The sequence below is a fragment of the Agromyces sp. NPDC056389 genome, from assembly GCF_042262385.1.
Classification (GTDB): domain Bacteria; phylum Actinomycetota; class Actinomycetes; order Actinomycetales; family Microbacteriaceae; genus Agromyces.
In genome coordinates this window covers 2,674,537-2,696,097 of sequence record NZ_JBHJPN010000001.1, presented here as the reverse complement: position 1 = coordinate 2,696,097, position 21,561 = coordinate 2,674,537, and the positions used below count along the sequence as shown (strand labels likewise).

The 21,561-nt window shown below is 70.4% G+C and carries 20 protein-coding genes; 13 read left to right on the top strand and 7 right to left on the bottom strand.

Annotated features, from left to right (window positions below):
- Nucleotides 1-192: 192 nt before the first annotated feature.
- Nucleotides 193-543, top strand: a complete 351-nt coding sequence (locus tag ACFCVM_RS12595; protein ID WP_375836532.1) for a GntR family transcriptional regulator — start codon at nt 193-195, stop codon at nt 541-543.
- The gene (locus ACFCVM_RS12590) at nt 540-1,556 is read left to right on the top strand and encodes a DUF1648 domain-containing protein (protein ID WP_375836531.1); all 1,017 of its coding nucleotides are present in this window, start codon (nt 540-542) and stop codon (nt 1,554-1,556) included. Before ACFCVM_RS12595 ends, ACFCVM_RS12590 begins: the two co-directional genes overlap by 4 nt.
- Here the strand turns inward: ACFCVM_RS12590 and ACFCVM_RS12585 are convergent.
- Complete coding sequence (locus ACFCVM_RS12585) at nt 1,519-2,850, bottom strand: MFS transporter (RefSeq protein WP_375836530.1); 1,332 nt, start codon at nt 2,848-2,850, stop codon at nt 1,519-1,521. The two genes, ACFCVM_RS12590 and ACFCVM_RS12585, sit on opposite strands and share 38 nt — an antisense overlap.
- Nucleotides 2,843-3,655, bottom strand: a complete 813-nt coding sequence (locus ACFCVM_RS12580; RefSeq protein WP_375836528.1) for a M15 family metallopeptidase — start codon at nt 3,653-3,655, stop codon at nt 2,843-2,845. Before ACFCVM_RS12580 ends, ACFCVM_RS12585 begins: the two co-directional genes overlap by 8 nt.
- A 231-nt stretch (nt 3,656-3,886) precedes the next feature.
- On the opposite strand from ACFCVM_RS12580, the gene ACFCVM_RS12575 reads away from it, so the two are divergent.
- From ACFCVM_RS12575 to ACFCVM_RS12555, 5 genes are all read left to right on the top strand, one after another.
- On the top strand, nt 3,887-5,188 hold the full coding sequence (locus ACFCVM_RS12575; RefSeq protein ID WP_375836527.1) for an ABC transporter substrate-binding protein: 1,302 nt from the start codon (nt 3,887-3,889) through the stop codon (nt 5,186-5,188).
- Between the two features lie 84 nt (nt 5,189-5,272).
- On the top strand, nt 5,273-6,319 hold the full coding sequence (locus ACFCVM_RS12570) for a carbohydrate ABC transporter permease (RefSeq protein WP_375836526.1): 1,047 nt from the start codon (nt 5,273-5,275) through the stop codon (nt 6,317-6,319).
- Between the two features lie 119 nt (nt 6,320-6,438).
- Nucleotides 6,439-7,269, top strand: coding sequence for a carbohydrate ABC transporter permease (locus ACFCVM_RS12565; protein WP_375836716.1), 831 nt, complete (start codon nt 6,439-6,441; stop codon nt 7,267-7,269).
- 2 nt (nt 7,270-7,271) lie between these two features.
- Nucleotides 7,272-8,723 (top strand): glycoside hydrolase family 1 protein, encoded by a 1,452-nt coding sequence (locus ACFCVM_RS12560; RefSeq protein ID WP_375836525.1) that lies wholly within the window; start codon nt 7,272-7,274, stop codon nt 8,721-8,723.
- A gap of 25 nt (nt 8,724-8,748) precedes the next feature.
- Entirely contained in the window at nt 8,749-9,768 is a 1,020-nt protein-coding gene (locus ACFCVM_RS12555; protein WP_375836524.1) for a LacI family DNA-binding transcriptional regulator, read from the top strand.
- 64 nt (nt 9,769-9,832) lie between these two features.
- Here ACFCVM_RS12555 and ACFCVM_RS12550 read toward each other — a convergent pair whose 3' ends face one another.
- From ACFCVM_RS12550 to ACFCVM_RS12540, 3 genes are all read right to left on the bottom strand, one after another.
- Complete coding sequence (locus tag ACFCVM_RS12550; protein WP_375836523.1) at nt 9,833-10,720, bottom strand: DNA-methyltransferase; 888 nt, start codon at nt 10,718-10,720, stop codon at nt 9,833-9,835.
- A gap of 83 nt (nt 10,721-10,803) precedes the next feature.
- Nucleotides 10,804-11,136, bottom strand: a complete 333-nt coding sequence (locus ACFCVM_RS12545) for a hypothetical protein (RefSeq protein ID WP_375836522.1) — start codon at nt 11,134-11,136, stop codon at nt 10,804-10,806.
- A 42-nt stretch (nt 11,137-11,178) separates the two neighbouring features.
- Nucleotides 11,179-12,228 carry a biotin/lipoate A/B protein ligase family protein gene (locus ACFCVM_RS12540; protein WP_375836521.1) on the bottom strand — a complete coding sequence of 350 codons (1,050 nt, stop codon included), beginning with the start codon at nt 12,226-12,228 and terminating at the stop codon, nt 11,179-11,181.
- A gap of 70 nt (nt 12,229-12,298) precedes the next feature.
- Here ACFCVM_RS12540 and ACFCVM_RS12535 point away from each other — a divergent pair, with 70 nt between their 5' ends.
- Nucleotides 12,299-12,943, top strand: a complete 645-nt coding sequence (locus ACFCVM_RS12535; RefSeq protein ID WP_375836520.1) for a histidine phosphatase family protein — start codon at nt 12,299-12,301, stop codon at nt 12,941-12,943.
- A gap of 7 nt (nt 12,944-12,950) precedes the next feature.
- Here ACFCVM_RS12535 and ACFCVM_RS12530 read toward each other — a convergent pair whose 3' ends face one another.
- Nucleotides 12,951-13,799 (bottom strand): alpha/beta hydrolase, encoded by an 849-nt coding sequence (locus ACFCVM_RS12530; protein ID WP_375836519.1) that lies wholly within the window; start codon nt 13,797-13,799, stop codon nt 12,951-12,953.
- A 65-nt stretch (nt 13,800-13,864) separates the two neighbouring features.
- Here ACFCVM_RS12530 and ACFCVM_RS12525 point away from each other — a divergent pair, with 65 nt between their 5' ends.
- From ACFCVM_RS12525 to ACFCVM_RS12505, 5 genes are all read left to right on the top strand, one after another.
- Nucleotides 13,865-15,061 (top strand): cytochrome P450, encoded by a 1,197-nt coding sequence (locus tag ACFCVM_RS12525; RefSeq protein ID WP_375836518.1) that lies wholly within the window; start codon nt 13,865-13,867, stop codon nt 15,059-15,061.
- On the top strand, nt 15,058-16,788 hold the full coding sequence (gene argS / locus ACFCVM_RS12520; RefSeq protein ID WP_375836517.1) for an arginine--tRNA ligase: 1,731 nt from the start codon (nt 15,058-15,060) through the stop codon (nt 16,786-16,788). Before ACFCVM_RS12525 ends, argS begins: the two co-directional genes overlap by 4 nt.
- Nucleotides 16,789-16,832: 44 nt before the next feature.
- Entirely contained in the window at nt 16,833-17,330 is a 498-nt protein-coding gene (locus ACFCVM_RS12515; protein WP_375836516.1) for a MarR family winged helix-turn-helix transcriptional regulator, read from the top strand.
- 5 nt (nt 17,331-17,335) lie between these two features.
- Nucleotides 17,336-18,844 (top strand): MFS transporter, encoded by a 1,509-nt coding sequence (locus ACFCVM_RS12510; RefSeq protein ID WP_375836515.1) that lies wholly within the window; start codon nt 17,336-17,338, stop codon nt 18,842-18,844.
- A 187-nt stretch (nt 18,845-19,031) separates the two neighbouring features.
- Nucleotides 19,032-19,940, top strand: coding sequence for an endonuclease domain-containing protein (locus ACFCVM_RS12505; protein ID WP_375836514.1), 909 nt, complete (start codon nt 19,032-19,034; stop codon nt 19,938-19,940).
- A gap of 142 nt (nt 19,941-20,082) precedes the next feature.
- Here ACFCVM_RS12505 and gdhA read toward each other — a convergent pair whose 3' ends face one another.
- A complete protein-coding gene (gene gdhA / locus ACFCVM_RS12500) occupies nt 20,083-21,441 on the bottom strand; it encodes an NADP-specific glutamate dehydrogenase (RefSeq protein ID WP_375836513.1) in 1,359 nt (452 codons plus the stop codon).
- Nucleotides 21,442-21,561: the final 120 nt, after the last annotated feature.

Below are 21,561 nucleotides of genomic sequence, written 5' to 3'. Positions count from 1 at the left end.
GGGTACGTGATCGGGGGGGAAGTTCACCACCCCATCACGCGAATTTGTGAGGAAGCCTCTCAAATTCTGGGAAGCCGGTGAGAGCGCGTTCTCACCGGAAATCCGGGGCTCGGCCTCGCGACGCGGCGCAAGGTTGGTGAGCCGAGACAAAACTGTTCTAGTATTTATAGAACAGTTTGAAAGGTTGCGCCGATGCTGATCCGAGTCGATCCCGCGAGCGACACGCCGATCTTCGCCCAGATCGTGGCGTCCGTCCACGCCGATGCCGCTGCCGGTCGACTCAGCGCAGGCGACCGCCTGCCGTCGGCTCGCGATGTCGCGGGTGCGCTCGGCGTCAACCTGCACACGGTGCTTCGCGCCTACCAGCAGCTTCGCGACGAAGGACTCGTCGACATGCGCCGTGGCCGAGGTGCCGTCGTCACCGAGGCGGTCGAACCCCTCGCCCACCTGCACCACGACATCGCCGCGCTCGTCGCACGCGCCCGCACCCTCGGCCTCGCCGCCGACACCCTCGCCGCCCTCGTGAAGGAGACCTACCGATGACCACGCCAGCCGACGTCCGCACCGCCCGCCGCCGCTTCCTGCTGGTCGGCTGCGCGCTGCCGGCGATCCTCACCCTCGTCGCCGTCGGGCTCATGGTCGCGTGGCTCCCCCAGGTGCCGCCGACGGTCGCGACGCACTGGAGCGGAAGCGGCCCCGACGGGTTCGGCCCCGCGTGGTCGGTCCCGCTCGGCACCGCCGTGCTGGGGCTCGGACTCGTGACGCTCTTCGCCGGCATCATGCTCGCCGGCACGCGCGACGGCCGGTGGGGCCCGACGCTGCGGCTGCTCGCCGCCATCTCGATCGGCACCAACGTGCTGCTGGTCGTCGACCTCACCTGGTCGTTCGGAATGCAGCGCGGACTCGACGACCCGCTCGATGCACCCGGCATCGGGCTGCAGATCCTGGTGAGCGCCGCGCTCGCGATCGCGGCGGGGCTCGGCGGATGGTTCGCCCAGCCGAACGTCTCGACCGACGGACGCACGCCCACGCGCACCGTCGAACCGCTCGACCTCGCCGCGGGCGAGCGAGCGGTCTGGGTGCGCACCACCACGATGACTCGGGCCGGCATGCTCGCGATCGTCGCGAGCATCGTCGCACTCGCGATCGGCACCGTCGTCGTCGCGGCCACCGGCTCCGCGGCCTGGTGGGTGATGTTCGGCGTCACCGTGCTGCTCGTGGCCATCGCCGCCGCGACGTTCGTGTTCAGGGTTCGCGTCGACGACCGCGGCCTCGTCGTCCGCTCGCCCCTCGGCGTCCCGCGCTTCGGCGTGCCGCTCGCCGATGTCGAGGCGGTCGCCGTCAGGAACGTGCACCCGACCGCGGAGTTCGGCGGCTGGGGCATCCGCCTCGCGCCCGACGGCGCGTTCGGCATCGTGCTCCGTGCCGGAGAGGCCCTGCAGGTCACCCGTCGCAACGGCCGACGGTTCGTCGTGACCGTCGATGACGCCGCCACCGCGGCCGCACTGCTCGAGGCGCTCAGCGCACGGGAGCGCGTCGACCCGACTGCTCGCTGAGACCCGCGCGGCGGGCACGCGCGCCGGCGATCACGAGCGGCACGAGCACGAGCAGCGCCACGACGTTCACGCCTGCGAAGCCCGCCGCCCCCAGCACCACACCCGACAGGGCGGCGGATGCCGCGGCCGCGAGGTTCATCGCGGCGTCCGTCGCGCCCTGCAGCGGCACCCGGATCGACGGCTCGACCGAGGTCGTGAGCAGCGTCGACCCGCCGATGAGCCCGCACGACCAGCCGAGGCCGAGGAGGCCCAGCGCCAGCGGCACGAGCAGCATGTCGTCGGCGGGCGCGAGGATGCCGATGAGCGCGGCGATCGTGAGGATGCCGACGCCGATGACGATCACGCGCGGGGGGCCGATGCGGTCGACGAGCCACCCCACGAGCGGGCTGGCGCCGTACATGCCGATGATGTGGATGCTGATGACGACGCCCACGAGCGAGAGCGAGAGGCCGTGCGCGGTCATGTGCACCGGGGTCATCACCATGACACCGACCATGACGGTGTGGGAGCACACGATGGCGAGGATCGCGAAGAGCGAGCGCGGTTCGCGGACGGCGATGCGGAACGCCGCCCAGGCGCCGATCGGCTCGGCCGCGGGCGCCGCGCCCCCGGCGTCGACGACGTGGTCGGGGGCGAGTTCATCGGCCTGCGCGGCGGCGACGTCGGGAGCGCTGCTGGCGGCATCCGTCGCCATCGTGCCGGGCTTCGGCAGCCGGAGGAGCGTCGCGACGAGCAGGGTCGAGAGGGCGAACGCCACGCCCGAGAACAGGAACGGGCCGACGAGCGGCGGCAGGCCGAGCGCGATGCCGACGGTGTCGCCCGTGGCCGAGAGCAACGGCCCGGCCACCGAGCCGATGGTCGTCGCCCAGAGCACGATCGACATCGAGCGCGCCTCGAACCCGGCGGCCGCGACCTCGGTCGCTGCGAAGCGCGCCTGCAGGCCCGCGGCGCTGCCGGCGCCGAACGCGGCCAGGCCGAGGAAGACGAGGGGCACCCACCCGCTCGCGGCGGCCGCGATCACGAGCACGGCTCCGGTCATGGCGAGCGCGTAGCCGGTCGCCAGGGCGACGTGGCGGCCCGAGCGCACCGCGAGCCGGGCGAGCGGGATGGCGACGATCGCGGCGCCGAGCACGCTCGCCGACTGGGCGAGGCCGGCGAGGGCGACGACGCCGGTGAGCTCTTCGACGAGGAGCGCCGCGACGGCGATGCCCGAGGCCACGCCGACGCCGGCGAGGAGCTGGTTGACGACCAGCACGGTGAGCGAGAGGCCGCGATGCGGCACGCGCTCACTCATACTCGGGCGCTGCAGGCAGGCCGAAGAACTCCTCGAGCGTCGTGATGCCGGTGTCGTGCATCTCGGTCGCGAGCGGCACGCCGACGTAGCGGTAGTGCCACGGCTCGAACTCGTAGCCCGTGACGGGCGTCTTGTCGCCCGGGTAGCGCAGGATGAAGCCGAACCGCCAGGCGTTGTCGCGCAGCCAGATGCCCTCGGCGGTGTCGGCGAAGCACGCATCGAGCGAGCAGTCGCCGCTCTCGGCGCCGATGTCCATCACGAGCCCGGTCTGGTGCTCGCTGAACCCCGGCCGCGCGGTCAGCAGGTCGTCGCCGTCGTAGATCTCCTCCTGCGAGCTGTACGAGCGGAACGCGCTGTTCGAGGCGAGGGTGAGGTCGGCCTCGTCGGACGCGGCCTGGAACATCGCGACGACCGCGTCGGCTGCCTCCTGCCGCATCATCGGCTCCCACGTGTGCGGCACGTCGACCTCGACGAGGTCGTCGGGCTCGAAGTCCTGCGGGTTCATCGGGCGAAGCTTGTCGACGACCACCCAGATGCTGTTCGGATCGTCGATGGAGTGCGCCGTGCGGTCGAAGGTGTCGACGGCGACGGGCTCCTGCGCTGCGCCCGACACCGGGCGAGGGGTCCCGCCTCCAGTCGAATCGGATGCCCCGGCTCCCGTCGATCCCGCAGCCGGACCGCCCGAGACGGCGCCGATCACGACGACGGCGACGGCGATCAGGACGAGGCTCAACGAGCCGGCGATCACGAGTCGACGCTTCTGCCCCGCCTCGTCGGACGGGTTCTGGCGCTCACTCGATGACACCGTGCGAGTCTACGCCGGACGTGCTGAGCGCTCGCCGAGCCACCCTTCAACCGCACGTTTCGGGCCCGATCGTGGTACCGGGAACGCTGCGTGAGAGCGCTCTCTTGACAGGAGGCGGTCCGACTGCATAGAGTCACCTCTCGAATCGTGAGAGCGCTCTCACCGTTTCGGACGAGAGCGCTCTCACGCACTGTGACACATTCCCGCCCACGCACACACAAAGGAGTGACCGTGAAGCTCTCACGCCACACGAAGGTTGCCGCAGCCGTAGCCGGCGCAGCGACCATCGCCCTCCTCGCATCCGCCTGTTCGACAGGTGGCGGCGACGAGACCGACGGCGACATCACCCTGACCGTCACCACGTTCGGCACGTTCGGATACGACGACCTCTACACCGAGTACGAGGCGGCCAACCCCGGCGTCACGATCGAGGCCACCAACATCGACACCGGCGGCAACGCCCGCACCGACGCGTTCACCAAGCTCGCCGCGGGCTCTGGCCTGTCCGACGTGGTGGCGATCGAGGAGGGCTGGCTCGGCGCGATCATGGAGGTCTCCGACCAGTTCGTCGACCTCGCCGACTACGGCATCGCCGACCGCAAGGGCGACTGGGTCGACTGGAAGTACGAGCAGGCGACCGACCCCGAGGGCCGGGTCATCGGCTACGGCACCGACATCGGCCCGACCGGCATCTGCTACAACGGGCCCGCCCTCGAGGCCGCGGGCCTGGCGAGCGACCGCGAGAGCGTCGCCGAGCTGCTGAACGGCGACTGGGCGCACTACTTCGACGTTGGCCGCCAGTACCAGCAGGCGACCGGCAAGGCGTGGTTCGACCACTCCGGCTTCGTCTGGAACTCGATGGTCAACCAGATGCCCGAGGGGTACTACACGGCCGACGGCGAACTGAACGTCGAGGACAACGCCGACCTCAAGGCGAACTACGACCTGCTCGCGTCGGCGGTCGGCGACGGCCTCTCGGCCGCGCAGACGGCATGGGACTGGAACGGCGGCAAGTCGTTCGTCGACGGCACCTTCGCGACCTTCGTCTGCCCGGGCTGGATGCTCGGTGTCGTCGAGGGCCAGGTCGAGACCGGTGGCGGCGACGCCTCGACCGGTTGGGACTTCGCCGACGTCTTCCCCGGCGGCGCAGCCAACTGGGGCGGGGCGTTCCTCTCGGTCCCCGAGACCTCGGAGCACAAGGAAGCCGCGGCCAAGCTCGCCGACTGGCTCACGCAGCCCGAGCAGCAGGTGAAGCAGTCCGCTGCCGCCGGCAACTTCCCGAGCACCGTCGAGGCGCAGACGACCCTCGCCGAGGAGGCGACGCCGAACGAGTTCTTCAACGGCGCCCCCACCGGAGCGATCCTCGCCGCCCGTGCAGAGGGCGTCGTCGCCCAGTTCAAGGGCCCTGACGACTCGGTCATCCAGGAGAACGTCTTCGGCCCGCCGCTGTCGGCGCTCGACCGCGGCGAGGTCGACGCCGCCGCCGCCTGGGACCAGACGATCGAGCTGCTCCACGAGCTCGTCGGCGAGTAGTCCCACCTGAGGAACGGAGAGCCCTCGGGCGCCCCCGCCCGGGGGCTCTCCTTCCCTGTCATCTCCCCCACGACTGGACTTCGCATGACCACGACCATCCGGCCCCCCGCGAGCGGGACCACCACGCCGCCGCAGCGCCGCGCCGCGGCATCCGAGCCCCTGACCTTCCGTCAGCGCCTCTCGCGCTTCGACGTCAAGGCGAGCCCGTACCTCTACGTCTCGCCCTTCTTCATCCTCTTCGCGCTCGTCGGCCTCTTCCCGCTCATCTACACGCTCGTCGTGTCGATGCACGAATGGGACCTGCTGAAGGGCCAAGGGCCGTTCGTCGGCCTCGACAACTTCGTCGAGATCCTCGGCGACAGCATGTTCTGGAACTCGATCGGCAACACGATCAGCATCTTCCTGCTGTCGTCGATCCCCCAGCTGACCGTCGCGCTCATCGTCGCCTACCTGCTCGACCAGGGTCTGCGGGCGGCGACGTTCTGGCGGATGAGCGTGCTGCTGCCCTACATCGTGACCCCGGTCGCCGTCGCGATCATCTTCTCGAGCGCCTTCAACGAGGCCGACGGGCTCGTGAACAACCTCCTCAACGTCTTCGGCATCCCCGACCAGCAGTGGAAGCACGACACCTTCCTCAGCCACATCGCGATCGCCACGATGGTGAACTTCCGCTGGACCGGCTACAACGCCCTCATCCTGCTCGCCGCGATGCAGTCCGTGCCGCGCGACCTCTACGAGTCCGCCGCGATCGACGGCGCCGGAGCCGTGCGCCGCTTCTTCTCCATCACGATCCCCTCGATCCGCCCGACGCTCATCTTCGTCATCATCACCGCCACGATCGGCGGCCTGCAGATCTTCGCCGAGCCCCGACTCTTCGACGTGTCGACGGCCGGCGGCATCGGCGGCAGCGACCGCCAGTTCCAGACCACCGTGCTCTTCATGTGGGAGCTCGCCTTCTTCCGACGCGACTTCGGCGAAGCGGCCGCCGTCGCCTGGCTGCTGTTCCTGCTCATCGTCGGTGTCGGCCTCATCAACTTCCTGATCTCCCGGCGCATCGCGACCGGCGGCGACAGACCCGACCGCCGAACCCGACGTGCACGCGAGCGCGCCACCCGAGGAGGAGCGGCATGAGCACCCTGACCCCCGAGCCCATCCCGGCCGTGATCGTCGACGACGTCGAGCCCGATCGACCGGCACGACCTCGCTTCGACGACGGCACCGGCAACCCGGGCCGCCGGCCCCGGCGCACGATGGGCACCGCCGGTATCGGCAGCCGACCCGGCTTCCTCACCTACGGCCTGCTCGCCGCGTTCGTCATCGGCGGCGCCTACCCCCTGTGGTGGTCGGTCGTCGTCGGCAGCGGCACGAACGCGACCCGCGGCGAGACCCTGCCCCTCCTCCCCGGCGGCAACTTCTTCACGAACGCCGCCAAGGTGCTCGACGCCATCCCGTTCTGGCTCGCCCTCGGCAACTCGATCCTCATCTCGGCGATCATCACGATCTCGGTCGTGACGTTCTCGACGCTCGCCGGGTACGCGTTCGCGAAGCTCCGCTTCCGCGGCCGCGACGGACTCATGGTCTTCGTCATCGCGACCATGGCGATCCCCACGCAGCTCGGCATCATCCCGCTCTTCATGGTCATGCGCGAGCTCGGCTGGACGGGCACCATCGGCGCCGTCATCGTGCCGACCCTCGTGACCGCGTTCGGCGTGTTCTTCATGCGCCAGTACCTCGTCGACGTCATCCCCGACGAGCTCATCGAGGCCGCGCGCGTCGACGGCGCGAACCAGATCCGCACCTTCCTGAACGTGGCACTGCCCGCCGCGCGCCCGGCGATGGCGATCCTCGGCCTCTTCACCTTCATGATGGCGTGGACCGACTACCTGTGGCCGCTCATCGTGCTGAGCCCGACCAACCCGACACTGCAGACGGCGCTCAGCCAGTTGCAGTCGGGCTACTACGTCGACTACTCGATCGTGCTCACCGGAGCGGTGCTGGCCACCATCCCCCTGCTCGTGCTGTTCGTCATCGCGGGCAAGCAACTCATCTCGGGAATCATGCAAGGAGCTGTGAAGGGTTGAACGTGAATCACGCGTCGTTCCGACGGAACTGGCCGGCCGACTTCATCTGGGGCTCGGCGACCGCCGCGGCGCAGATCGAGGGCGCCGCCCACGAGGGCGGCAAGGAGGATTCCATCTGGGACGCGTTCGCTCGCGTGCCCGGGGCGGTCGCCGGCGGCGACACCCCCGACCGCGCGGTCGACCATTACCATCGCATGCCGGAGGACGTCGCACTCATGCGCACGCTGGGCCTCGACTCCTACCGGTTCTCGACGAGCTGGGCGCGGGTCGTGCCCGGCGGCCGCACCGTCAATCGGGAGGGGCTCGACTTCTACTCGCGACTCGTCGACGAACTGCTCGGCGCCGGGATCCTGCCATGGCTCACGCTGTACCACTGGGACCTGCCGCAAGCGCTGCAGGAGCAGGGCGGCTGGGCGAATCGCGACACGGCCTTCCGCTTCGCCGAGTACGCCGACGCCGTGTACGCGGTGCTCGGCGACCGGGTCACGCACTGGACGACGTTCAACGAACCGCTCTGCTCGTCGCTCATCGGCTACGTCGGCGGCGAGCACGCCCCCGGCCTGAACGACCCCGAGGCGGGTCTGGCCGCCGTGCACCACCAGCACCTCGCGCACGGTCTCGCGGTCGAGCGGCTCAGGGGCCTCGCGGATGCCTCGGGGCGCGACATCCGGCTCGGCATCACGCTGAACCTCACGAACGCGGTGCCGAACGATCCGGCCGACCCCGTCGACCTCGAGGCCGCCCGGCGCATCGACGCCTTGTGGAACCGGATGTACCTCGAGCCCCTGCTGCTCGGCGCGTACCCGAGCGACCTGCTCGCCGACGTGCGCGAGTTCGGGCTCGACTCGCGAGTGCTGCCCGGCGACCTCGAGCAGATCGCGCAGCCGATCGACTTCCTCGGCGTGAACCACTACCACGACGACAACGTGTCGGGGCATCCGCTTCCCGCCGGCGCCGCGCCGTCGCTGCGCCCGACCGACCGCCCCGGCCGTTCGCCGTTCCCGGGCAGCGAGCACGTCTCGATGCCGTCCCGGGGGCTGCCCCGCACGGCGATGGACTGGGAGGTCAACCCCGCGGGGCTCACCCGCCTGCTCGTACGGCTGGGGGCGGAATACCCGAATCTGCCCCCGCTGTACGTGACGGAGAACGGCGCGGCCTACGACGACGTCGTGTCGGACGACGGCGCCGTGCACGACGTCGAGCGCACCGGATACGTGCTCGACCACGTCGACGCCATCGCGGAGGCGATCGAGCAGGGCGCCGATGTGCGCGGGTACTTCGTCTGGTCGCTCCTCGACAACTTCGAGTGGGCCTGGGGGTACGAGAAGCGGTTCGGCATCGTGCGAGTCGACTACGACACGTTCGAGCGCACGCCGAAGGACAGCGCGCACGCATTCGCGGCATTGATCGCACGGTCGAAGAGGCGACTCGCGGCGACGACTATCGTGGGGTGAACCGGAGCACTGGAAGGGGCCCACGATGACGGGGAGCATTCCGGCCGGCCACGCGCCGACCCTCGAGATGGTGGCGGCGCGCGCCGGCGTCTCGCGCGCCACGGTCTCGCGGGTCGTCAACGGTTCGCCGAAGGTGAGCCCCGAGGTCACCGAGGCCGTTCAGGCGGCGATCACCGCCCTGAACTACGTGCCGAACCGGGCCGCGCGCTCGCTCGCGAGCCGTCGCACCCAGGCCATCGCGCTCATCGTGCCCGAGTCGGCGGCACGCGTCTTCGACGACCCGTTCTTCGCCTCGATCGTGCAGGGCGCCGCGCTGGCGCTGGCCGGCACCGAGTACACGCTGAACTTGCTCATCGAGTCGGAGCTCGACCCCGACAAGACCCGGCGCTACCTGCTCGGCGGCAACGTCGACGGCGCACTCGTCGTTTCGCACCACACGGGCGACCACTCCTTCGCGCACCTCTCGCGATCGTTGCCCCTCGTGTTCGGCGGGCGCCCCCTCGACCCCGAGGAGTCCAGCGGGTACACCGTCGACGTCGACAACGAGCACGGCGCGGCAGCTGCGGCGCAGCATCTCGTCGACGCGGGACGCACCCGTCTCGCCACCATCGCCGGGCCGCAGGACATGCCGCCCGGGGTGGATCGCCTGCACGGCTTCACCGCGGTCGTCGCCCGCGCCGGACTCGCCGACGACCTCGTCGACTTCGGCGACTTCACGGCCGCCTCGGGCGCTGCCGCGATGCGCCGGCTGCTCGAGCAGGCGCCCGAGATCGACGGCGTGTTCGCCGCCAACGACCAGATGGCCATGGGCGCCCTCTCCGCGCTCGCGGACGCCGGGCGCTCGGTGCCGGGCGACGTCGCCGTCGTCGGCTTCGACGACGACCGCTACGCCGCCACCGCGATGCCGCCGCTCACGACCGTGCGGCAGCCCTCCTCCGAGATGGGCGCCGAGATGGCGCGCAAGCTCGTGCGGCTCATCGCCGGCGAAGACGTCGAGTCCGCGACGATCCTTCCCACCGAGCTCGTGGTGCGGCAGTCCGGCTGAGTCCGCCGAGCTCCGTGCCGTCCGAGGTCCGTCGCGCGCGAGGCATGTCAGGTGCGGCCGTCGATCAGGCCGCCGTCGGCCCCTGCTCGAACACGACGCCCGCGACATCCGTGAACCGGCCCTTCATGACGGCGATCGCCTCTGGGTTCTCGTCGACGAGCACGAAGCGGCGGCCGAGCGTCGCGGCGACGGCACCGGTCGTGCCCGAGCCCGCGAAGAAGTCGAGCACCCAGTCGCCCTCGCGGGTCGAGGCCTGCACGATGCGGCGGAGGATGCCCTCGGGTTTCTGCGTCGGGTAGCCGGTCTTCTCGCGGCCCGTCGGCGAGACGATCGTGTGCCACCACACGTCGGTCGGCAGCTTGCCGAGTTCGGCCTTCTCTGGCGTCACGAGCCCCGGCGCCATGTACGGTTCGCGATCGACGGCGCTCGAATCGAACCAGTACGCCGACGGGTTCTTCACGTACACGAGGATCGTGTCGTGCTTCGTCGGCCACTTGCGCTTCGCCTTGGCGCCGTAGTCGTAGGCCCAGATCAGCTCGTTGAGGAAGCACTCGCGGCCGAAGAGCGCATCGAGCAGCACCTTCGCGTAGTGCGCCTCGCGGTAGTCGAGGTGCAGGTAGAGGGTGCCGTCGTCGGCGAGCAGCCGCCACGCCTCGATGAGCCGCGGCTCGAGGAAGCCCCAGTAGTCGTCGAAGCGATCGTCGTAGCGCAGCAGGTCGCCGCGGATGCGCTCGTAGCGCTTGCCGGCGAACCCGGTGATGGTTCCGGATGCTTCGGGCGCCGTGTCATCCGTCGGCATGACCCGCACATGGCGGGTCGACTGCCTCGATTGCGCACGACCCGTGTTGAACGGCGGGTCGAGGTAGATGAGCGTGAACCGGCCGTCGGGGAAGGTCGGCAGCACGGCGAGGTTGTCCGCATGGATGATGCGGTCGGGTTCGTCGCTCGTCACCCGACCAGTCTGTCAGCGACCTCGTCGCACGGCGACCGGCCCGGCCGCGGTCGGGCGGAGTCCGGTCGCGTTCGACGTCGGGCTCAGTCGCGTTCGACGTCGAGGCGGATCGTGCCGCGGAACCGGTCGGCCCGTGCCGGCACGGGCCGGGAGGAATCGGTGCCGTCGTCGGCGAAGGCGATGCCCTTGTCGCCGTCACCCGGAATCGGCGAGGGAACCGGCAGTCGGCTCTGCCGATCGAGCTCGACCTGCGCTTCGTGCTTGCGCGGCGCGAAGACCTCGTCGCCGATCATCATGACGCCGCCACCGCCGCCGCGCTTGGTCTTGTCGGAGAGGTCGATCCAGCCGCGCCGCACGGCGAGCGCCACGAAGGCGCAGGCGACTGCGGCGATGCCGACCCAGATCCACCACTCCACCCGGCGAGTCTAACCGGGATCGCTGAGCCTTCCTCGCACGCGTCAGGGCACCCGGTAGAGCCACTCCCGGGTCGAGAACTTCGACTCGACGAGCGCCTCGGCCTCTGCGAGCTCGTCGGCGCTCACCGTGCCGGGAGTCGCACCGTAGAGCGAGGTGAAGGTCTGCTTGAGGCTCTCGATGACGGCGGCGCGCGACAGCCCGGTCTGCGAACGCAGCGGGTCGACGCGCTTGGCGGCGGAGGCGATGCCCTTGTCGCTGATCTTCTCGCGGCCGATGCGCAGCACCTCGAGCATCTTCTCGTTGTCGAGGTCGTACGACATCGTGACGTGGTGCAGCACGCCGCCGGAACCGAGTCGCTTCTGGGCTGCGCCGCCGATCTTGCCGAGCGGGCTCGCGATGTCGTTGAGCGGCTGGTACGTCGCCTCGATGCCGATCGCACGCAGGCCCTGGAGCACCCAGTCGTCGAGGAACGCGTAGGAGTCGGCGAAGCTCATGCCCTGCACGAGTTCGCCCGGCACGTAGAGCGAGTACGTCACGACGTTGCCGCGCTCCATCATCATCGCGCCGCCGCCCGAGATGCGGCGCACGACGTCGAAGCCGTACTTCTCGGCGCCCTCGGGGTCGACCTCGTTCTTCACCGATTGGAAGCTGCCGATGACGACAGCCGACTCGTCCCACTCCCAGAAGCGCAGCGTGGGCTTGCGCCGGCCCTCGCCGACGCGGGTCGCGAGCACCTCGTCGAGGGCGAGGTGCGTGCGCGGCGGCACGGCCGCGTCGTGAATGATCTCCCACTCGTAGTCGGCCCAGCTCGTGGCATCCGTCATCGCGCGCCGCACGGCGACCGCGATCGCCTCGGCCGAGAAGCCGAGCATGACGGCGTCGTGGCGGAGGCCAGCGGTGATCGCCGCGGCGATCTGCTTCGCATCGGATGCCGCGGAGAGCCCGTCGAGCGCCGCGTCGATGTCGCCCAGCGCCTCGTCGGGTTCGAGGAAGAAGTCGCCCGCGACGCGCGGATTCACGATCACCCCGTCGCGCACCTCGAAATCGACGACCACGAGCTTGCCACCGGGCACCTTGTATTCACCGTGCATGCGGTACAGCCTACGGATGTCGGGCGACGCCGCGTCAGCCTACGATCGAGTGAACGGCAGGGGGCCCGAGATGACGACGTTCTACCTGGCACGCCACGGCGAGACGACGTGGCACGCCGACCACCGCTACGCCGGCAACTCGGATGTCCCGCTGACGCGCCACGGTCTCGGCCAGGCCGCGGCGCTCGGGGCATGGGCGGTCGACGCGCAGCTCGACGCGATCGTGGCGTCACCGCTCTCCCGCGCACGGCGTTCGGCCGCGCCATCCGTCGAGACGACCGGCCTCGACCTGCGCATCGACGACCGCCTCGTGGAGATCGACTTCGGTGACGGCGAGGGGCTCACGCCCGACGAACTCGCCGAGCGGTTCCCCGAGGAATGGGCGGCGTTCTGCCGCGCGCCCGCGTCGAACCCGTTCCCGGGCGGCGAGCGCGGCCGCGACGGCATCGCCCGCGCGCTGCCGGTCTTCGACGAACTCGTCGAGGAGTTCCCCGAGGGCCGGGTGCTCATCGTGGCGCACGCGACGCTCATCAGGCTGCTCTTCTGCGAGCTCGCCGGCATGGATCCCGACGGCTACCGCGACCTGCTGCCGGTGCTCGGCAACTGCAGCATCACCACGATCGTCTACCCCTGGGCGACGGAATCGCAGCTCACGAGCCATCCGCGAATCAGGCTGCTCGGCTTCGACGTGCCGCCGGGGCGCGCCGCGATCTAGCCGCGCCTCAGTCGGTCGCGAACCGCTCGTCGAGCCATCCGATGAGGTCGGCACGCACCTCGGCGCGGTTCGTCTCGTTGAAGATCTCGTGCCGCGCGCCCTCGTAGACGATGAGCTCGACGTCGACGAGACCCGAGCGGTGCACGTAGGCGTTCGCGAGCTTCACGGCGCTCAGCTCGCCGCCGAGCGAGTCGTCGGAGCCGACCATGATGAGCAGCGGCAGCTCGGCGGGCAGGTGCCTGGCCGGTCGACCGAGCAGTCGCAGCGAGTCGATCGTGCCGAAGAGCTTCCGCAGCGGGACGTCGGTCGTGTACGGGTCCGCCATGAAGGCGGGGGCGACCTCGGGGTCGCGGCTCAGCCACTCGACGGGAGTCGGGCCGAGGTGCTTGTGGCGGGCGTTCAGGTCGCCGCCGTTCATGTCGAAGAGCGTGCGGTACGCCGTTCCGGTGAGCACGACGCCGTCGTACTTCTCGGCGCTGCGGTTCACGATGATCTGCGACATGAGCGAACCCCACGAGTGACCGAGCAGCACGAGCGGCAGCTCGGTGCCCTCCGCTTCGCGGATGACGCCCGTGAACTGCTCGACCGCATCGATCGTCGCCCGGAGTCCGCCGGGGCCGAGGCGACCCATGCGCGTCAGGTCGCCCCCGTGCTGCTCGAAGCCGGTCTGCCCGTGACCGCGATGATCGTCGGCCCAGACCGAGTAGCCGGCCGCGTTCAGCGCAGAGATGAGCTCGGTGTACCTGCCGATGTGCTCGCCGACTCCGTGGGCGAGCTGGATCACCGCGGTCGCGTCGGGCACCCGCCACGACTCGTAGTGGATCCTGACCCCGTGCTCGTCGGTGAAGGTCGCCATGCCGCCATCATGGCAGGCCGTCGACTCCGATGGTCGATGAACTCCCGCTGAGTAGGCTCGGGCCTGTGACCGATGCCGTTCAGCACCTCGACCTCGCCGACCCCGCCTTCGACGTCACGTCGCGGCCGGTGCTCGAAGCCCGCGACGCGGGCTGGTACGCCGAGACGCCCTACGGATGGGCGATCCTCCGCTACGACGAGGGCACGGCCGTCTTGAAGGACCGCCGATTCCAGCAGGGCAACGCACGCTGGCCGGCGCAGAACGGCATCCACGACGGGCCGTGGCAGCAGTGGTGGGGCGAGACCCTGCTGAGCATCGAGGGCGACGACCACCTGCGCCTGCGGCGCCTGCTCGGCCCGGCGTTCCGGAGCCGGACGATCGAGGCGATGCGGCCGCAGTTCCAGGCCCTCGCGAACGAGCTCATCGACGCCTTCGCCCCGCGCGGCCGGGTCGAGTTCGTCTCGGAGTTCGCCGAGCCGTACGCCTCCCGCATCCTCTGCCTGCTGCTCGGCCTGCCCGACGAGCAGTGGCCGCAGGTCGCGCACTGGGCCGACGACCTCGGCAAGTCGTTCGGCGTCAACGTGAAGAACGACCTGCCGCGCATCGAGACGGCGCTCGAGGGGCTCACCGAGTACATCGAGGAGGTCGTCGCCGACCGGGCGGCGAACCCGCGCGACGACCTCGTGACCACCCTCCTGACGGCCCACGAGAGCGACGACGCGCTGAGCCGCCGCGAGCTCAGCGTCGCCCTGGTCTTCCTCGCCTTCGCCGGCATGGAGACGACGCGCAACCAGCTCGGGCTCGCGATGCAGACCTTCCTCGCCCACCCCGACCAGTGGGCCCTGCTCGCCGCCCGTCCCGAGCTCGGTGGTCGCGCGGTCGAAGAGGTGATGCGGGTCAACCCGACGGTGACATGGGTCACCCGCGAGGCGATCGACGACGTCGACCTGCACGGCCTGCTGGTGCCGAAGGGCGGCATCGTGCAGGTGCTCTCGCACGCGATCGGCACCGATCCGCGCACGATGGGCGAGGCATCCGACTTCGACCTGCTGGTCGAGGACCGCCCGCTGCACGCCGGCTTCGGCGGCGGCGTGCACCACTGCATCGGCCACTTCGTCGCGCGCACCGACATGAGCGCCGCGCTCCCGCTGCTCGCGCAGCGCATGCCGGATGCCGCGGCCGACGGGGCGGGCGAATGGCTGCCCGTCTCGGGGAACACCGGCCCGATCCGCTTCCCGATCCGGTTCCGCGCAGCGTCGTGACGACGCGCATCGAGAGCCCGGCGACGACGGTCGCCGGCATCGTGGCGCAGGCGATCGCCGAGGTGCTCGGTCTCGACCCTGCCGGCGTCGACCCGGTGATCCGGCCGTCGCAGTTCACCGACCTGCAGAGCAACGCCGCGCTCTCGCTCGGTCCCGTGCACGGCCTGCGTCCGCGGGATCTCGCTCAGCAGGTCGTCGACCGGATCTCCACGGACGGGCCGATCGCGCACGCGGAAACGGCCGGCCCCGGATACGTGAACCTCGAGCTCTCGACCGACTGGATCGCCGAGCAGCTCTCCTGCCTCTCGATCGCCGAGCGACACGACCCGACCGGCCGGCGCATCGTGATCGACTATTCATCGCCGAACGTGGCGAAGGAGATGCACGTCGGCCACCTGCGCACGACCGTCGTCGGCGACGCGCTCGCGCGGATGCTGGAGTGGAGCGGGCACACGGTGATCCGCCAGAACCACATCGGCGATTGGGGTACGCCGTTCGGCATGCTCATCGAGCACTCCCTCGATCTCGGGCGCGGGAGCGCGGAGCTCGACCGGATGGCCGACGACCCCAACGCCTTCTACCGAGCTGCGCGCGCGAAGTTCGACGCCTCCCCTGCGTTCGCCGAGCGGGCCCGTCGCCGCGTCGTGCTCCTGCAGGCGGGCGACGCGCCCACGCTCGCGCTGTGGACCGAGCTCGTCGACGCGTCGAAGGCCTACTTCCGGAAGGTGTACGGCAGCCTCGACGTGTCGCTGACCGACGAGGACCTCGCCGGAGAGAGCTCCTACAACGACGAACTCGCCGGCATCTGCGCCGACCTCGAGTCCCTCGGGCTCGCCCGCGTGAGCGATGGCGCCCTGTGCGCCTTCCCCGAGGGATTCTTCGGGCGCGACGGCGCTCCGGCGCCGCTGATCATCCGCAAGAGCGACGGCGGCTACGGCTACTCGACGACCGACCTCGCCACCATCCGGCACCGCGCCGCCGTGCTGCGCGCGGATCAGGCGGTGTACGTGATCGGCGAGCCGCAGGCGACGCACCTGGAGATGGTCTGGGCGGTCGCCCGCGAGGCCGGCTGGCTCCCGTCGTCGACCGAGACCGTCCACGTCAGGATCGGCAACGTCGTTGGGGCCGACAACAAGCTGCTCCGCACCCGGAGCGGCGACGGCTTCACCCTGGCCGGCCTCGTCGACGAGGCGTACCGGCGAGCGGCCGAGGCGACCGATCGCGAGCACGCGATCGACGACGACGAACGCGAGCGTGCGGCACGCGCGGTCGCGATCGGCGCGATCAAGTACGCCGACCTCGCAGTGCCGCACGACACCGGATACATGTTCGACCTCGACCGGATGCTCGCCCCCGTCGGGAACACGGGTCCGTACCTGCAGTACGCGGTGACCCGGGTGCGCGCCGTCTTCTCGCACCCTCGGGCGGCGGGCCACGATCCGAATGCGATGATCGCCCTCGACACCTCCGAGGCGCGGGCGCTGGCCCTGCTGCTGCTCGACTTCGACGCGACCGCTCGGGCCGCGGGCGAGGCCTTCGAACCGCACCGGCTCTGCGCACTGCTCCACCAGGTCGCGAAGCGATTCGCCGCCTTCTACGACGCGGTGCCGATCCTCACCGGGTCCCCGACGCAGCGCGACGCTCGCCTCCGACTCTGCCGCCAGACCGAGGCGGTGCTGGTGCGCGGCCTCGACCTGTTGGGCATCACCGCCCCGCGCCGCATGTGAGCTGCTGGAATCATTAGCAAGGCTAATTTGTTACACTAAGCAATATGACGGATGTCGCGCGCCCTGCTTCGGCCGATCGATCGACCCCTGCAGCGGCCACGCGAGCACCCGCCGGCCGGCGGCGCACGCTCGCGGAGCAGAGCACCGAACTACGCATCGCGATCATGCGCCTCTCCCGCCGACTCAGGCAGGAGCGCACCGAGACCGAACTCAGCGGCTCGCAGTTCTCGACCCTCGGCTGGATCTCGACCGAGGGTCCGCTCACGATCGGTCGGCTCGCCGAGCTCGAGCGGGTCACCGCGCCGTCGATGAACCGCACGGTGAACTGCCTCGTCGACGCCGGCTACGCCACCCGAGCGACCTCGCCCGACGACGGGCGCAAGGTCATCGTCTCCGCCACCGCCGCGGGCGAGACCGTGGTGCTCGAGACCCGCCGCCGCCGCGACGCCTGGCTCGCCAAGCGCTTCGCCGCACTCACCCCCGCCGAACGCGAGACGCTCGCCGAGGCCACGACCATCCTCAGGAGGCTCACCGACCAGTGAGTGCAATGTTCAGATCCCTCGCCCACCGCAACTATCGAATCTGGTTCGTCGGCGCCCTCGTCTCCAACGTCGGCGCCTGGATGCAGGCCACCGCCCAGAACTGGGTGGTGCTCACCGAGCTCACCGACAACGACGCCTTCGCCGTCGGCATCACCATGGCCCTGCAGTTCGCACCGCAGCTGCTGCTCGTGCCGATCACGGGCCTCATCGCCGATCGCTTCGACCGCCGCAAGATCCTCATGGTCACGCAGACCCTGCTCATGCTGCTCGGCCTCGCCCTCGGCCTCCTTCTCGTCTTCGGCCACGCCGAACTCTGGCACCTCTACCTCTTCGCGCTCGCCCTCGGCCTCGTGAACGCCATCGACAACCCGGCGCGGCAGACGTTCGTCTCCGACCTCGTCTCGAACTCCGACATGTCGAACGCGGTCGCCCTGAACTCGGCGTCGTTCAACACCGCTCGCATGATCGGCCCCGCCGTCGCGGGTTTCCTCATCGTGCTGGTCGGCTCCGGCTGGGTCTTCATCATCAACGCGTTCACCTTCCTCGCGGTGCTCGGTGCGCTCGCGATGCTGAAGGGCCGGCAGCTGAAGCGCTCCCCTCGAGCGCCTCGAGCGAAAGGCCAGTTCGTCGCCGGCTTCCGCTACGTCGCGGGCAGACCCGACCTCGTGGTCGTCTTCGTCATGGTGTTCCTCATCGGGGCGTTCGGCATGAACTTCCCGATCTTCTCCTCGACGATGGCCGTCGAGTTCGGCCGCGGCGCCGGTGAGTACGGGCTCCTCTCGTCGATCCTCGCGATCGGCTCGCTGACCGGGGCGCTCCTCGCCGCTCGGCGCGAGCGTGCGCGCATCCGCGTGGTCATCCTCGCCTGCGCGTTCCTCGGCTTCGCGACGCTCACCGCCGCGCTCATGCCCACCTACTGGACCTTCGCCGCCTCGACGATCCTCATCGGCCTCGGCGCCGTGACGATCCTCACGACCGCGAACGGCTACGTGCAGACCACGACCGAGCCCGAGCTGCGCGGCCGGGTGATGGCGCTGTACATGGCGATCCTCGCGGGCGGCACGCCCATCGGCGCGCCGATCGTGGGCGCGGTCGCCGACGGAATGGGGCCGCGCTGGGCGCTCGGGCTCGCGGCCGTCGCCGCGATGGTCGCTGCCCTCATCGGCCTCGGCTGGCTCGTGGTGTCACGCGGAATGCGGCTCACGCGGCATCCGCAGTACGCCTGGCGGCCGGCCGTGCGATTCTCGGATGCCCCGACCGCTGCAATCGCGGCCGTGACCACGCAGGCCGTGCCGACCCTCCAGGTCGACCAGCTCGAGCGCGAGATCGAACGCGAGTTCGGCCGGGAACGAGCGGCCGATCGCTCGCGCGCGGCCGTGCGCGAACGCGGATCGGACCGCGACCGCGACCGCGAGCTCGTGCCGCGCGTGCCGAATGACCGCCTCGTGCCCGCCGACTTCTCCGAAGAGGTGGCGCTCACCTCGCCGATCAGGCTGCCGAAGCCGCGCCCCTAGCGCGCCTGGGCGGCCTGGTGCCCGGTGCCCGGTGCCCGAGAAATTCAGGAGATCTCGGTTCCGAGCCCGCTGCAGGGATGCATACCGCGAGATCTCCTGAATTTCGAGTGCGCTCGGCGCCCGCCGTGTTCTCCATAGTTTCGGGATGCATCGTCCCGACGCCTCGACGCCCGGCCAGACTCGGCGCATGGCCATGAGCACCGAGGTGACGAGGGTGCTGCAGCGCGCGGGCGGAGCCGCCGGATTCGCCGCGTTCGACCGGGTCGGCATCGCTCGGGCGGAGGTCCTCGCCGCGGTGCGGAGCGGCTCCACGAGTCGTGTGCGCAACGGCTGGTTCGCAGCTCCCGAAGCTCCCGGCGCGGTCGTACGAGCGGTGCGGGTCGGCGGCATCGCGACCTCCTCGACCGTCGCAGAGCTCCGCGGCCTCTGGGTGCCCGCTCGAGATCGCCTGCACGTGCGGGTCTCGTCCAATGCCGCACGGTTGCGCTCGCCGCACGATCGTTCGATCGCCCTCGACGCGCAGCGGCACCGGGTCTGTCTGCACTATCGAGAGCGGATCGACGGCACGATCGGGCGTGACGCGTTGACCACCGCACTCGGCGAGATGTTCGCCTGCGCGCACGCCCACGAAGCGATCGCGGCCGTCGAATCCGCGATCGAGCGACGCGAACTCGACCCCGGTCACCTGGAAGCCGTGCGACGGGCGATGCCGCCCGGCCGCCGCATCCTCCTCGACCGGCTCGACCTGACGGCGCAGTCCGGCCTCGAGACGAAGGTCCGGCTGCTGCTGTACGGCCGGCGCGTGCGATTCCGCAGCCAGGCACCGATCGATGGTGTCGGCTCGGTCGACTTCCTCGTCGGCGACCGCCTGGTCATCGAGGTCGACGGCTGGACGTTCCACAGCTCGCGCGAGGAATTCGAGAACGATCGTCGGCGCGACTTCGAGCTCGTGACACGCGGGTACGCGGTGCTGCGGCTGAGCTACCGACAGGTGGTCGACGACTGGGAGCGCAGCAGCTCGGGGATCCTCGCGCTGCTCGCGCGGGGCGAGCACCGCTGGCCGGGTCGGTGGGGCGGCCCGTTCCCGCCGGTCTGAGGTGCGCAGCGACATCCGCTCGCCGTTGCACGCCTGCGGCCACTGGCGAGGGAATTCAGGAGATCCTGTTGTGCGAGGCCTCCAGAACAGGCATGACCCCGGATCCCCTGAATTTCTCGGGCACCAGCGCTGAGGAGGCGCGTCAGATCACGCCGAGTGCGAGCATCGCGTCGGCGACCCGCGTGAATCCGGCGATGTTCGCGCCGACCACGTAGTCGCCGGGCACGCCGTACTCGTCGGCGGTCGCCGCGGTGCGCTCGTGGATGCCCGCCATGATCTCCGACAGGCGCTCCTCGGTGTGCTCGAAGCCCCACGAGTCGCGCGACGCGTTCTGCTGCATCTCGAGCGCGGAGGTCGCGACGCCGCCGGCGTTCGCGGCCTTGCCGGGGCCGAAGAGCACGCCGGCCTCGCGCAGCACGCGGATCGCGCCCGGCGTCGTCGGCATGTTCGCCCCCTCGGCGACCGCGACGACGCCCGCGGCGACGAGCTTCACGGCCTGCGCCTCGGAGAGCTCGTTCTGCGTCGCGCACGGCAGGGCGACGTCGATGCGCTCGGCGCTCTCGATGTCCCAGACGGATGCCCCGGGCAGGAACTTCGCCCGGCCGCCGCGCTCATCGGCGTAGACCGAGATGCGGTCGCGGCGGCGCTCCTTGATGTCGCGGAGCAGTTCGAGGTCGATGCCGTCGGGGTCGTGGATCGCGCCCGAGGAGTCGGAGGCTCCGACGACGATGCCGCCGAGCGCCTGCACCTTCTCGATCGCGTAGACGGCGACGTTGCCCGAGCCCGAGACGAGCACGCGGGCGCCGTCGAACGATCGACCGCGGGTGGCGAGCATGTGCTCGGTGAAGTAGACGGCGCCGTAGCCGGTCGCCTCGGTGCGCACGAGCGAGCCGCCCCAGGTGACGCCCTTGCCCGTGAGCACGCCCGACTCGTAGCGGTTGGTGATGCGCTTGTACTGGCCGAACAGGTAGCCGATCTCACGCGCACCGACGCCGATGTCGCCGGCCGGGACATCCGTGTACTCGCCGATGTGGCGGTATGCCTCGGTCATGAACGACTGGCAGAAGCGCATGATCTCGCCGTCGGAGCGCCCCTTCGGATCGAAGTCGCTGCCGCCCTTGCCGCCGCCGATGGGCATGCCGGTGAGCGCGTTCTTGAAGACCTGCTCGAAGCCGAGGAACTTGACGGTGCCGAGCAGCACGGTCGGGTGGAACCGCAACCCGCCCTTGTACGGGCCGAGCGCCGAGTTGAACTGCACACGGAACCCGCGGTTGATGCGCACCTGACCGGCGTCGTCGACCCACGGCACCCGGAAGATGATCTGGCGCTCGGGCTCGCAGATGCGCTCGAGGATCGAGGCCTGCACGTACTTCGGGTTCTTGTCGAGCACGCGGCCGAGCGAGTCGAAGACCTCGCGCACGGCCTGGTGGAACTCGACCTCGCCGGGGTTGCGGCGCAACGTGTCGGCGTAGATGTCTTCGATCGTGCTGCGGTTCGGCAACGCGCGCCCTCCTGTCGAACGGATGCCACGTGGTGCATGTCGCGCGCGGCCTTTTCCACACTACCCAGTGTCGAGGAAGACTCCGGACGTGTGACGTGGCGGCGGCCGACCGGGGCTCTC

Bases quoted from the DNA above. Each gene is read 5' to 3' on its own strand.
- ACFCVM_RS12595 (WP_375836532.1), top strand. From the start codon at position 193: ATGCTGATCCGAGTCGATCCCGCGAGCGACACGCCGATCTTCGCCCAG.
- ACFCVM_RS12590 (WP_375836531.1), top strand. From the start codon at position 540: ATGACCACGCCAGCCGACGTCCGCACCGCCCGCCGCCGCTTCCTGCTG.
- ACFCVM_RS12585 (WP_375836530.1), bottom strand. From the start codon at position 2,850: ATGAGTGAGCGCGTGCCGCATCGCGGCCTCTCGCTCACCGTGCTGGTC.
- ACFCVM_RS12570 (WP_375836526.1), top strand. From the start codon at position 5,273: ATGACCACGACCATCCGGCCCCCCGCGAGCGGGACCACCACGCCGCCG.
- ACFCVM_RS12565 (WP_375836716.1), top strand. From the start codon at position 6,439: ATGGGCACCGCCGGTATCGGCAGCCGACCCGGCTTCCTCACCTACGGC.
- ACFCVM_RS12555 (WP_375836524.1), top strand. From the start codon at position 8,749: ATGACGGGGAGCATTCCGGCCGGCCACGCGCCGACCCTCGAGATGGTG.
- ACFCVM_RS12540 (WP_375836521.1), bottom strand. From the start codon at position 12,228: ATGCACGGTGAATACAAGGTGCCCGGTGGCAAGCTCGTGGTCGTCGAT.
- ACFCVM_RS12535 (WP_375836520.1), top strand. From the start codon at position 12,299: ATGACGACGTTCTACCTGGCACGCCACGGCGAGACGACGTGGCACGCC.
- ACFCVM_RS12530 (WP_375836519.1), bottom strand. From the start codon at position 13,799: ATGGCGACCTTCACCGACGAGCACGGGGTCAGGATCCACTACGAGTCG.
- ACFCVM_RS12515 (WP_375836516.1), top strand. From the start codon at position 16,833: ATGACGGATGTCGCGCGCCCTGCTTCGGCCGATCGATCGACCCCTGCA.
- ACFCVM_RS12510 (WP_375836515.1), top strand. From the start codon at position 17,336: ATGTTCAGATCCCTCGCCCACCGCAACTATCGAATCTGGTTCGTCGGC.
- ACFCVM_RS12505 (WP_375836514.1), top strand. From the start codon at position 19,032: ATGGCCATGAGCACCGAGGTGACGAGGGTGCTGCAGCGCGCGGGCGGA.